General features: G+C 53.6%; 10 protein-coding genes. 4 read left to right on the top strand and 6 right to left on the bottom strand.

Annotation, left to right across the window (positions count from 1 at the left end; all coding sequences use genetic code 11):
* Position 1: 1 nt before the first annotated feature.
* Positions 2-1,660, bottom strand: a complete 1,659-nt coding sequence (locus ABLU78_RS04490; RefSeq protein WP_116328536.1) for a hypothetical protein — start codon at positions 1,658-1,660, stop codon at positions 2-4.
* 177 nt (positions 1,661-1,837) lie between these two features.
* Between ABLU78_RS04490 and ppk1 the strand changes: the two genes are divergently transcribed.
* The gene (gene ppk1 / locus ABLU78_RS04485; protein WP_015370393.1) at positions 1,838-3,898 is read left to right on the top strand and encodes a polyphosphate kinase 1; all 2,061 of its coding nucleotides are present in this window, start codon (positions 1,838-1,840) and stop codon (positions 3,896-3,898) included.
* A 3-nt stretch (positions 3,899-3,901) separates the two neighbouring features.
* Complete coding sequence (ppx, locus tag ABLU78_RS04480; RefSeq protein ID WP_020078189.1) at positions 3,902-5,428, top strand: exopolyphosphatase; 1,527 nt, start codon at positions 3,902-3,904, stop codon at positions 5,426-5,428.
* A 48-nt stretch (positions 5,429-5,476) separates the two neighbouring features.
* Here the strand turns inward: ppx and ABLU78_RS04475 are convergent, their stop codons facing one another.
* Entirely contained in the window at positions 5,477-7,708 is a 2,232-nt protein-coding gene (locus ABLU78_RS04475) for an EAL domain-containing protein (protein ID WP_348820175.1), read from the bottom strand.
* A 370-nt stretch (positions 7,709-8,078) separates the two neighbouring features.
* On the opposite strand from ABLU78_RS04475, the gene ABLU78_RS04470 reads away from it, so the two are divergent.
* Positions 8,079-8,270 (top strand): YfgG family protein, encoded by a 192-nt coding sequence (locus ABLU78_RS04470; RefSeq protein WP_015370389.1) that lies wholly within the window; start codon positions 8,079-8,081, stop codon positions 8,268-8,270.
* Between the two features lie 3 nt (positions 8,271-8,273).
* On the opposite strand, the gene ABLU78_RS04465 is transcribed toward ABLU78_RS04470, so the two are convergent.
* Complete coding sequence (locus ABLU78_RS04465; protein ID WP_142966374.1) at positions 8,274-9,167, bottom strand: LysR family transcriptional regulator; 894 nt, start codon at positions 9,165-9,167, stop codon at positions 8,274-8,276.
* Positions 9,168-9,265: 98 nt separating this feature from the next.
* Between ABLU78_RS04465 and ABLU78_RS04460 the strand changes: the two genes are divergently transcribed.
* A complete protein-coding gene (locus ABLU78_RS04460) occupies positions 9,266-10,474 on the top strand; it encodes an MFS transporter (protein WP_032712153.1) in 1,209 nt (402 codons plus the stop codon).
* Between the two features lie 34 nt (positions 10,475-10,508).
* Here the strand turns inward: ABLU78_RS04460 and ABLU78_RS04455 are convergent, their stop codons facing one another.
* From ABLU78_RS04455 to guaA, 3 genes are all read right to left on the bottom strand, one after another.
* Entirely contained in the window at positions 10,509-10,841 is a 333-nt protein-coding gene (locus tag ABLU78_RS04455) for a hypothetical protein (RefSeq protein WP_015370386.1), read from the bottom strand.
* A 30-nt stretch (positions 10,842-10,871) separates the two neighbouring features.
* Entirely contained in the window at positions 10,872-11,105 is a 234-nt protein-coding gene (locus ABLU78_RS04450) for a type II toxin-antitoxin system Phd/YefM family antitoxin (RefSeq protein WP_004853132.1), read from the bottom strand.
* Between the two features lie 141 nt (positions 11,106-11,246).
* Positions 11,247-12,824 (bottom strand): glutamine-hydrolyzing GMP synthase, encoded by a 1,578-nt coding sequence (gene guaA, locus ABLU78_RS04445; RefSeq protein WP_042893054.1) that lies wholly within the window; start codon positions 12,822-12,824, stop codon positions 11,247-11,249.
* Positions 12,825-12,888 lie beyond the last annotated feature (64 nt).

Below are 12,888 nucleotides of genomic sequence, written 5' to 3'. Positions count from 1 at the left end.
GCTATCTGAGCGCCGTCAGTTCGGTGCTCAGGCTATCCGCCAGATTACGTGCTCGTACAGGATCGAACATCACGTAAAACGCCGGTGAGGCCTCGCCTGTCTGCTGACAAAGCATTTCCATTTCCGATGCGCAGCGATATAACGCCTGCACGTTAATATGGCAAATTTCCCGCATGCTCCAGCTGTTTTCCACCTCTCGGGCGAAGTGCAGAGTAAAGAAGGCCTTTTGCGCGTGGGTAAACGTCTGACAATAGAGCGCCAATCCCTGCCACTCCTCACGCCACCGAAGCGCCAGCGCGGCGGGAAAATCCGCCGTGAGAGCGAACGCTTGCGCTGCTTTCCCCAGCAGCTGCGCGCTGGCTGCGACCTCATCTTTTTCTTGCGCGATTTGCGTGAGATTAGCCATCGACTTCTGCGGGTCGTCGCGGGTGAAGTGGATATCCTGCGCCGAACCGGGTAACCAGTGACTGCGCGCCAGTTGTCCGTAAAGGCCCCACACCGCCTGGCCGTAGCTTTCAGGCAATTGGCTATGGCGATGGAAAACATGGTCTCGCACATATATTGACTGATAGAGCGTCTGCGTCGCCTGCTCAAGCAGCGACTGGAACTGCTGCGCGACATCGGCTGGCGGACACCAGCCGTAACGCTGCGCCAGCCATTGCACCAGTAACTGCTGCTGATTTTTCGCCGCCCCTTCGCCCAGCAACTGACTACAGGCGAAGAGATTACATTCGCTTAACGTCGCAGGGATCCAGTGATTATCGATACTTTCCCAACTGGTTTTACAGATAGCGCCGGTAATGCGCGGGTTGCGACTCTGACACCACAACAGTCGCCCCTGCAGCTCATCAATACGTAAAAACGGCATGACTCCCCATCCCACTTCTTCGCCGGCAAGATCGATATCGATCCATACATCTCGCGTCTGCACCGCCAACAGCGCCGGATTGTTAGGGAAAGTAGGCCAGAAACGTTCCGGCGTGAGTTTTATCGATACCGAAACCGCAGGCGGCAGCGGTTCAATCGCATCCAGCACGGCGCTGAGATCGTCATTGCTGGCAGGGAAGACACGCAGTACCAGATGCTTATTTTGCGCGGCTACCGCCTGACTCAGGGCGTTAAAACAGCGGCGGTAGAGCATCAAGCTTTGCGCTGGCTGGCGGGGATCGTCGTGTTGTCTGTCCCACTGCGGACGAGAGATCGGTAATAATCCATCGGTACTGGAGAGCGCGATAATCAAACCGGTGAGCGCCGGTACGCTTTGACACACGGCGCGGATTTTGTCGGTTAACCAGCGGCTCCAGAAATCGACATCAAAACGCACCCCGCGCGGGGTATCCAGCAGTTCCGGATGCGCTAATAACAGTTCGGTCGGGAAGCTAAGTTCTTTCGCCTGCAGATAACATCGTAACCCCTGCTCACGGCAGCGTAACGCCAACCGGTTGAGATAGATACAGCGCGCTCGTTGTTGGCTCGACAATCGGTCGTTATAGTCAAAAGGCGTATACCCCTGTGGCGAAACCAGCTTGCCAAATAACTCGGTCTGCCCCACCACCACGGTATTAAAATCATGCTCAATTGCGTATTCAATCAACCGACAGGCCGACGGCCAGTGCCAGATGTCCTGATTATTGAGCTCCAGCGCCCGCGTTTCCCACATTGTTTCGCCCTCCATTTCGCCCCCGACTGAACATAACGTAAGCAAACAAACGCGTCCGCTTTTTCCCGGCATCTGATTGCAAGAAAACTGTCATATTGCTTTGACATAGTTGGACATTCAATGGCAAAGCTCGCCATAATGAAAAAGCGACGTCAATGATCCGGAGTGTGAGTTGTAATGGGCCAGGAAAAGCTATACATCGAAAAAGAACTCAGCTGGTTGTCCTTTAACGAGCGCGTACTTCAGGAAGCGGCGGACAAGAGCAACCCGCTTATCGAGCGCATGCGCTTCTTAGGAATTTACTCCAATAACCTTGATGAGTTTTACAAAGTGCGCTTCGCTGAACTTAAGCGACGCATTCTTATCAGTGAAGAACAAGGTAGTACCGCCCATTCGCGTCATCTGTTAGGCAAAATCCAGGCCCGCGTGCTAAAGGCCGATCAGGAATTTGATGGTCTCTATAATGAACTGCTGCTGGAAATGGCGCGTAATCAGATCTTCCTGATTAACGAACGCCAGCTGTCCGTTAACCAGCAATCCTGGTTACGCAACTACTTCAAACAGTATCTGCGCCAGCATATTTCGCCGATTCTGATCAACCGCGAGACGGACCTGGTTCAATTCCTGAAAGATGATTACACCTATCTGGCGGTGGAGATTATCCGCGGCGATACCATTAACTATGCGCTGCTGGAGATTCCATCCGATAAGGTGCCACGCTTTGTGAACCTGCCGCCGGAGACGCCGCGACGCCGCAAACCGATGATTCTGCTGGATAACATTCTGCGTTACTGCCTGGATGATATCTTTAAGGGCTTCTTTGACTACGATGCCCTGAATGCATACTCGATGAAAATGACCCGTGATGCCGAGTACGATCTGGTACACGAAATGGAATCGAGCCTGATGGAGCTGATGTCCTCCAGCCTGAAGCAGCGCTTAACCGCCGAGCCGGTGCGTTTTGTCTACCAGCGCGATATGCCGGATGCGATGGTCGAAATGCTGCGCGATAAGCTCTCCATCTCGAACTACGATTCGATGCTGCCGGGCGGTCGTTATCACAACTTTAAAGACTTTATCGGTTTCCCGAATGTTGGCAAGGCCAATCTGGTCAACAAACCGATGCCGCGCCTGCGTCACCTGTGGTTCGATAAATTCCGCAACGGCTTTGACGCCATCCGCGAACGCGACGTACTGCTCTACTATCCGTATCATACCTTCGAGCACGTGCTTGAACTGCTGCGTCAGGCCTCGTTCGACCCAAGCGTGCTGGCAATCAAAATCAATATCTACCGCGTCGCTAAGGATTCACGGATTATCGATTCGATGATCCACGCCGCCCACAACGGTAAAAAAGTGACCGTGGTGGTTGAACTGCAGGCTCGCTTCGACGAAGAGGCCAATATTCACTGGGCCAAACGTCTGACAGAAGCCGGCGTACACGTTATCTTCTCGGCGCCGGGGCTGAAGATCCACGCCAAACTCTTCCTCATTTCGCGTAAAGAAGGCGATGAGGTAGTGCGTTATGCGCATATCGGCACCGGCAACTTCAACGAGAAAACCGCTCGTATCTACACCGACTATTCGCTCCTCACCGCCGACGCGCGCATCACTAATGAAGTCCGTCGCGTGTTTAATTTTATCGAAAACCCTTACCGGCCAGTCAGCTTCGACTACCTGTTGGTATCGCCGCAGAACTCGCGTCGTCTGCTGTATGAAATGATCGACCGCGAAATCGCCAATGCGCAAAATGGGCAACCGTCCGGAATTACGCTTAAATTAAATAACCTGGTCGATAAAGGGCTGGTGGACAGACTCTATGCCGCCTCCAGTACCGGCGTGCCGGTTAACCTGCTTATCCGCGGCATGTGCTCGCTAATCCCGGGTCTTGAGGGAATTAGCGAAAATATTCGCGTGATTAGTATCGTTGACCGTTTCCTTGAGCACGATAGGGTCTATTGTTTTGAAAACGGTGGTGATAAACAGGTGTGGTTATCCTCCGCCGACTGGATGACGCGCAACATCGACTATCGTATCGAAGTCGCCGTACCGCTGCTGGACCCGCGTCTGAAGCAACGCGTATTGGATATTCTCGATATCCTGTTCAACGATACCGTAAAAGCGCGCTATCTTGATAAAGAACTGAGTAATCGCTACGTGCCGCGCGGCAATCGCCGCAAAGTACGCGCACAGATAGCGATTTACGATTATCTCAAATCACTCGAACAACCCGATTAACCTATGCCAATAAACGAAAAAACCCCTCGGCCGCAGGAGTTCGCTGCGGTCGACCTTGGTTCGAACAGTTTTCATATGGTGATCGCCCGTGTCGTCGACGGGGCAATGCAGATCATCGGTCGCCTGAAGCAGCGCGTCCACCTGGCCGATGGCCTGGATGAAAACTCGGTGTTGAGCGAAGAAGCGATTACTCGTGGGCTGAACTGCCTGTCGCTGTTTGCGGAACGTCTGCAGGGATTCTCCCCTTCCAGCGTTTGTATCGTCGGGACGCATACCCTGCGCCAGGCGGCTAACGCGGCGGATTTTCTCAAACGAGCGGAAAAAGTTATCCCTTATCCCATCGAAATAATCTCCGGTAACGAAGAAGCGCGTCTGATTTTTATGGGCGTCGAACATACGCAACCGGAGCGCGGCCGTAAGCTGGTTATCGACATCGGCGGCGGTTCGACTGAGCTCGTCATCGGCGAAGATTTCGAGCCCCGCCTGGTTGAAAGCCGACGTATGGGCTGCGTAAGCTTCTCGCAGGCCTATTTCGCCGGCGGCGTTATCAATAAAGAAAACTTCCAGCGCGCGCGCCTGGCGGCGGTGCAGAAACTGGAAACCCTGGCCTGGCAGTTCCGTATTCAGGGGTGGAACGTGGCGCTGGGCGCCTCTGGCACCATCAAAGCCGCGCACGAAGTGCTGGTCGCCATGGGGGAGAAAGACGGCTTCATTACCCCGGAACGTCTTGAAATGCTGGTCAGTGAGCTTCTGAAGAATAAAAACTTCGACTCATTAAGCCTGCCGGGATTGTCGGAGGACCGCAAAGCGGTATTCGCCCCGGGTCTGGCGATTTTGTGCGGGGTATTCGACGCGCTGGCGATCAAAGAACTGCGCCTGTCCGACGGCGCCCTGCGCGAAGGCGTGTTGTACGAGATGGAAGGTCGCTTCCGCCACCAGGATATTCGCAGCCGTACGGCCCAGAGCCTGGCGAACCAGTACAATATCGATCGCGAACAGGCGCGCCGGGTACTGGAGACTACCACTCAGATGCTGGAACAGTGGCAGGAGCAAAACCCGAAACTGGCTAACCCGCATCTGTCTGCCCTGCTGAAGTGGGCGGTAATGCTACATGAAGTGGGGCTGAACATTAACCACAGCGGCATGCATCGCCACTCTGCCTATATCCTGCAAAATAGCGATCTGCCGGGCTTTAATCAGGAGCAGCAGACACTGATGGCCACGCTGGTGCGCTATCACCGCAAAGCTATCAAGCTTGATGATTTGCCGCGTTTTACCTTGTTCAAGAAAAAACAGTTCTTGCCGCTGATCCAACTACTGCGTCTGGGCGTATTACTGAACAATCAGCGTCAGGCGACCACTACGCCGCCAAAACTGACATTGAAGACAGAAGCCAACCACTGGACGTTAATTTTCCCGCATGACTGGTTTAGCCAGAATGCGTTGGTGCTGCTGGATCTGGAAAAAGAGCAACAGTACTGGGAAGGCGTGCCGGAATGGCTGCTGAAAATTACTGAAGAAGAAGCGTAAAGCTGACATCTTTGACTAAAACGGCCGGGTCACACGCCCGGCCGTTTTTTATGCGACGTCAGCCGCGCAGGCCAGTTGTTCTATCGGAACCGGCATTCCAATGTCAAAGCCCTGCATATAATCAATCCCCAGCGAAATCACTGCCTGGCGGATCTCCGGTGATTCCACATACTCCGCCACTACCTGCATATTTTTGATTTGCGCCAACCGGCAAATCGACGCCACAACCTGATAATCCAGACTGCTGGTGACCAGATTACGGATAAAGCTACCGTCAATTTTCAGCATATCAACGTTAAGCGTTTTCAGCCGCGCATAGCTGGCATAGCCGGTGCCAAAATCATCAATCGCCACCCGGCATCCCAATTCCTGCAACCGCGCGAGCGTTTGTTGCGCCTGTTCCGGATTACTGAGCGAGTGATTTTCCGTCAGCTCAAAAATAAGCTGCCAGGGCTCAATATTATAATGATGCAGCATTTCCTCGACTTCGTCCGGGAAACGGCTGCGGCTGACCGAAACTGGCGACAGATTGATGGCCAAACGCATGCCCGGCAACGTATGGCGATTATCGTTCATAAAAGCCAGCGTATTGTCGATAACCCAGTTGTCGATGCGCGAAGCCAGGCCAAATTCGTGCGCCGCAGGCAAAAAATTATCCGGCGCAACCAGCTCCCCCTGCTCGCCCACCATACGCAACAGGACTTCATGATAGCTATCGCCGCGCATGCCGATAATGGGCTGCGCCATCAGCCGAAAACGATTCTGATCCAGCGCCTGCAGGATCTGGTTCATCATTGACACACGTTCTTTTAACCCCTGCTGAACGTGAACGGCGCCGCGGCGCTGCACGTTTTCCAGGTGGCCGCTGGTCAATGACATGTCGGCTATATTATTCAGTTCGCCGAGCAGTAAATACAGATGCTTGACAGGAGAACGTACGTTGCAATAGCTGATCCCGACAGGCGGCTGTAGCGGAATACCATCCCAGATAAAACGGAACTGCTTAATCCGCTCATCCAGCATCACGATGCGTTGTTGATGATCGTCGCTATTCAGGCGTATCACCAGGTCATGGCCCGAAAGGTGATAGACCATTTCGTTCGGCTGCAGTATGTGACTCAGGTATTCCGACAGCTGCTGCTTATACTGAATGCGTAGCATCACGCCGTAGTGCCGCCCAAGCAACTCCAGCTCTGGCATGCGTAAAAAGCACAGCACCGACCAGGTCGAGTGGTTTAGCGCTCGGCTCAGGGCCCGTAAATTCGGCATATGAACGACCGGGTCGAGAAAGGCCATCCGGCGAACCCGACGGTGGATCATCCGCTGCTGCGTCGCCAGCATTGCCATATAAGCGATAATAAAAGAGAACACCAGGTAACTGGAGGAGGTAATCGCCAGCTGGTTATTGTAGATCGGGGAAAATGGCAGGTAGCTGTAATGAAAATGGATAACCAGAATTAATATCGGCGGCCACGCCAGGGAAATAAAACGATAGCCAAAACGCATCGCCCCCCACAACATGACCGGCATAAGTAATGACAATGTATAATTTGTGCTAAATATCGTGCTGCTGGCATTTAACGGCATGAATAATAAAGCCAGTATTATTAACAATACTATTGCCCAGACAATAATTTCCAGCGGTTTTATTTTTTGGTCGATTTGTAAACGCACCTGGGATATAAAGCCGCGTAAGTGTAGCGGATTACGAATAACACGCAGCAAAAAATAGCACAGCGGCACACCGGTCAGACACCCTACCATCAGCGCCTGAAAAGTGATTAACGATCGTAAACTAAATGGCGTTGACCCCACCAGTTCCGCCGCCCGCGGATGCAGGCCAAGATACTCAGCAATCTGCGAAATAATGAGAAAAATTACCGAGGGCAGCAGCATTTGCCAGAACAGCCGATACGGCATCAGGGCAACATTACCATGTGAAATCTGCTGACGGCGTGGAACGAAAATGCGATAACCGCCCCAGCACAGCACTGAAGGGATCAAAAAATGAAACAATACGCCGATAGATTGCTCGAAGGTCATTCCGCGCGTAATGGTCAGCAGCAAGCCGACTATAATGCCCGGAATCGCCGCCCAGCCGAAAAACAGCATCAGGCTCAATACTAACGCCAGCGGAAGATAAAACAGAAAGACGGTGTGACCGTTAAGATTTGCAAATGTATTCGCGGCGCGCGCCAGCGGCAACAGCAGCGTAGGGAGGATGAGCGGTAGTGCCCACCATTTATCCTGATATCGTTTGTATAGTTTAATAATACTCATAGATGCTCGACAGATTACCCCAACTCCTGCGGAGTATATTCAGACAGGCATCCAACCCGACCAGGCTAACCGCGAAAGTAATAACGATGCGGAACAGATGGACGATTTTAGTGGCCAATGGAATCAAGCAATTGACGCAAATCAACAAACTATTTAGCTAATATTAATAAAACTTATTTTTTTGCGGACTGGTGCAATATTCAAAATCCGTGTAAATACGATGTTCATCTTATATAACATTAAGTAATGTTTTAGCACTACGATTTTTACACCGCCGACAATTGACCCCGCCGCTATACTATGACTTAATACCCCCATCGCCCGTCTTCGGGTATACTTCAAGGAACCTTTTGTGAGTCAGGCACCCAGTATGCGTAAACGACATCGATTTAACCGTCGCATGACCCGTATCGTACTACTTATCAGTTTTCTCTTCTTCTTTGGACGCTTTGTCTACTCCTCTATCGGTGCCTGGTACCATCATCAGGACAAACAAGAGTCGCAGCAATCGACCATCACCATTGATGCTCCCGCGACACCAACGACCCCAGCCCAGGAATAACGCCTACGGCAAAATTTTTAGTTGGTGCAGCAGACGCAGCATCTCCGCTATCCCTTTGTTGATAACTTTATCCTGACGCATCACTACGCCCAGTTGGCGATAGAGCCGCGGCGATAGCGACTGTACACGTATTCCGGTGCGGTCATCTTCAGCCGCCACCGCCATCTTCGGTACGATACTGTATCCCAGACCAGCACGCACCATACGCTTGATAGCCTCAATGCTACCGAGTTGCATCACCGGCGCCGAGTTTACCCCGGCAGCGCGAAACCAGCCATCGATCAGCTCACGGGTCCCGCTGCCGGCTTCAAATGCTATTAGCGAAAGTGCCTGTAGCAGTGAAGGCGTCAATTGCCCCACTAGCGGTTCATCATCGTTGGCAGTAATAAATACAAACTCTTCCTCCAGCACTGGCGTTACCGCCAGGCTGCGGCCGCTGGCAGGTAAGGTCACTAACCCCAGATCAAGCCGGCTCTCTTCCACCGCACGTACAATGTCAAGCGTATTACCGGTCGTGACGCCAACCGTTAACAGCGGATGCTTCTCGCGTAGATGGCACAATAGCGGCGGCAGCAAATGAATACAGGCCGTCGCCCCGGTACCGAAGCTCATCGTGCCGTGCACTTCATGGTTAAACTCAGTCACCGTCTGCACCGCCGTATTCACCGCCTGCTCAATAATTTCACTATGGGCCAGTAGCGCCAATCCGGCGGCAGTAGCCTTGATCCCTCGCCCGGTACGCTCAACCAACCGCGTCTGCAGGAACTGCTCAAGCTGGCGAACCTGCAGGCTTACTGCCGGCTGCGATATTCCCAGTACATCAGCGGCGGCGGAAAAACTGCCGCGCTGCGCCACCAGCCGGAAGGTTGTCAGGTTTACCAAATTCAGCATCGTCATCACAAAGTTTCTCTTATGCAGGCTATAAGCCCCAGGTGCTGCCTGCACAATAGCGCGCGCGATATGCTGCCGACAACTGCATAACGCTCTGGAATTCAATGAAAACGTCAATCTTGCCTGGCACCGCGCCTCTTTCCCTTACCCTCGCAGCCGGCGGCAACCAGCTCATCAACTGGGGGATCGTTTTTTATATGCCCGGTACCTTTGCCGGCGCTATTGCTAATGATACTGGCTGGGGCGGAACAGAGATCTTTCTCGGTTTGACCTTCGCCATGCTGATGATGGCGGCGATCTCGCCTTTTATCGCCCGCCTGTTGGCCTGGTTTGGCGGTCAGCGGGTGGTGTTCATCGGTTCATTAACCATCGCGGCAAGCTGCCTGGCAATGTCGCAGGCAGACAGCCTGATCTTCTGGTACGTCGCATGGCTACTGGCCGGTGTCGGTATGCGGCTGGCGCTATACGATGCGCTGTTCGCCGCGCTGGTTAACCTGTATGGTCAACGCGCCAGAGTAACTATTTCACGGGTGACCCTGGCTGGAGGACTGGCCTCAGCGATATTCTGGCCGCTGGGCACCGCGCTGCTCGCGCTAATGGGCTGGCGTGGAGCGCTGGTAATCTACAGCCTGTTTGGCCTGCTTAGCGCACTACTGCTGTGGCGGATGCCTAATCAATGCTTGCCCGACCGGGGCGCTCATCAGGAGAAAGTGCCGCATTCCCGTCGCAACCAGCACATAGGCCTGCTGTACGCCTCGCTTATCGCTTTGGTCACCTTTATTTCTAACGGCACATCCACCCATCTGCCTGAGTTTATCGCCAGCTACGGTTTGCCGGTAATGATAGGGGTACTATGGGGCATCGGACAGACCGGCGCCCGATTTCTGGAGGTGATTTCAGGAGCGCGCCTCTCCCCACTTCGGTTAACGCTGTTGACCACAGCGCTGTTGCCGCTCTGCTTTTTACTGGGCCTCAACGCCGCCTCGCTAAGCTGGACCGTTGGCGGTTTCGTTTTCGCCTACGGGGCCATTAACGGCCTGACGACGGTATTTAAAGCAACATTACCGTTGCAGCTATTCGCGGCGGAAGATTACGCGCGGCGTACCGGACGGCTGTTGATCCCAGCGCAACTACTGGCCGCCGTCTCGCCATTTGCCTATGCCTGGCTAAATCAACATCTGGGGATAGAAAGGAGCCTTGCTATTTCGGGTCTATTATCGCTGGTCGTACTGGGGCTGGCGCTGAGAATCGGCTGGCTGCAGCGGCGGCAGGTTGTGCGGATAAGTCATGGACAAAGTGAAGAGAGGGTATGAAAAACCCTCTGTAAAACACACACATTTAGGACTATCAGGCCACGATCAGACGCTTAAACAGCAGCTGCTGAACATCCTGCCGATGTGCCAGGATCGCATGCGCGGTTACTAAAGTTCCGTCTACGGAATACAAAACCCGGTAGCCTTCAGCGTGATTAAACTCCCGATATTTGGCGCAGCCAATTTTCAGCAATTCGGGGCAAATCTGGCAGCCCAAGGGGAACTGTCCTACGGTGCTCTCAAACTGGGTGAGAATATCTGCGATAACCGGACGCGGCTCAACATCAACACGCTTCAGAAAACCCGCTATTGTGTCGATGCAGTGCTTCACCGTAAGCGTGTACTCAAAGGTCACCTGCTGTTCCATGGAAGTCCCTTAACGTTGAGCGCGCTGCGTTTAATCCGCAAGGCCATCCAGCAACTGGTCTTTCGAGAACACGCGCCCTTCCGCTTTATCTTTCTCTGACAGAGTAAGCAATTTCAGCAAAGCAATGGCGTTTTCCCGTTCCTGCTGCTGATCATAGGACTCTATAACGTAAGCAGGCACACCGTTTTGTGTGACCAGGATAGGTTCTGACAGATCAAGCGTTGCGGCGTTCTTTTTAACGTAGCTGATAGTCTCTACTTTCATGTTGGTCCGCCTAATGGTCATGTCTCGGTTTTAATATAGACTATATTTAGACTACGCTCAATAATCCTTCCTCAGCGCCATTTACCAGGACATAAAAAAACCCTCTGTAAACAGAGGGTTTCGTTCAGCTATCAGCAGGAATTATTCCCACTCAATAGTCGCTGGCGGCTTACCGCTGATGTCGTACACCACGCGGGAAATACCGTTAACTTCGTTGATGATGCGGTTGGAAACACGGCCGAGGAAATCATACGGCAGGTGCGCCCAGTGCGCGGTCATAAAGTCGATGGTTTCTACCGCACGCAGGGAGACGACCCAGTCGTATTTACGGCCATCGCCCATCACGCCGACGGAGCGAACCGGCAGGAACACGGTAAATGCCTGGCTTACTTTGTCATACAGGTCGGCTTTGCGCAGTTCTTCAATGAAGATAGCATCCGCGCGACGCAGCAGGTCGCAGTACTCTTTCTTCACTTCGCCGAGTACGCGAACGCCAAGGCCCGGCCCCGGGAACGGGTGGCGGAACAGCATGTCGTACGGCAGGCCCAGCTCCAGGCCAATCTTACGCACTTCGTCTTTGAACAGCTCTTTCAGCGGTTCAACGAGGCCCATCTTCATCTCTTTCGGCAGACCGCCCACGTTGTGGTGAGACTTGATGACGTGCGCTTTACCGGTCGCGGAAGCGGCGGATTCGATTACGTCAGGGTAGATAGTGCCCTGCGCCAGCCATTTCACGTCTTCCAGCTTCAGCGCTTCTTCGTCAAACACTTCAACGAAGACGCGGCCAATGATTTTACGCTTCGCTTCCGGATCGTTTTCGCCCTTCAGCGCGGCCAGGAAGCGATCTTCCGCCGCAACGTGCACGATGTTCAGGCCGAAACGGTCGCCGAACATATCCATAACCTGCTCGGCTTCGTTCAGGCGCAGCAGGCCATTATCCACGAATACGCAGGTCAGGTTTTTGCCGATGGCGCGGTGCAGCAGCATCGCGGTAACGGAAGAGTCAACGCCGCCGGACAGGCCGAGGATGACTTTATCTTCACCCACCTGCTGACGAATACGCTCAACCGCGTCGTCAATGATCTTCGCCGGCGTCCACAGCGCTTCGCACTGGCAGATATCGCGCACGAAGCGCTCCAGCATACGCAGACCCTGACGGGTGTGGGTGACTTCCGGGTGGAACTGTACGCCGTAGAAGCGTTTTTCTTCATTCGCCATGATGGCGAACGGGCAGCTTTCAGTGCTGGCGACGGTCACAAAGTCGGAAGGGATAGCGGTGACTTTATCACCATGGCTCATCCACACGTCCAGCAGCGGCTTACCGTCAGCGCTCAGCGCATCTTCGATGCCCTTAATCAGCGCGCTGTCGGTCTGCACTTCCACCTGCGCGTAACCGAACTCGCGCTCGTTGGAAGCTTCAACGTGGCCGCCCAGCTGCATGGCCATGGTCTGCATGCCATAGCATACGCCGAATACCGGTACGCCGGCTTCGAAGACGTACTGCGGCGCACGCGGGCTGTTGTCTTCGGTGGTGCTTTCCGGGCCGCCGGAAAGAATAATGCCGTTCGGGTTGAACTCGCGGATTTGAGCTTCGGTCACGTCCCAAGCCCAGAGCTCGCAATAGACCCCTAATTCACGTACGCGACGCGCAACCAGCTGGGTGTACTGAGAACCGAAGTCCAGGATAAGAATGCGATGTTTATGAATGTTATCCGTCATTGACGTTAATTCCAGAGAAGTAGCGATGATTGAATAAAAATCGCCCGGCGCGTAGCCGGGCGAT

The sequence above is a fragment of the Klebsiella sp. JN_Kp122 genome (genome assembly GCF_040062085.1).
In the GTDB taxonomy this organism is placed as follows: Bacteria; Pseudomonadota; Gammaproteobacteria; order Enterobacterales; family Enterobacteriaceae; genus Klebsiella; species Klebsiella aerogenes.
Note: the sequence above shows the minus strand (reverse complement) of the source record. Positions and strands in the feature narration are given on the sequence as shown.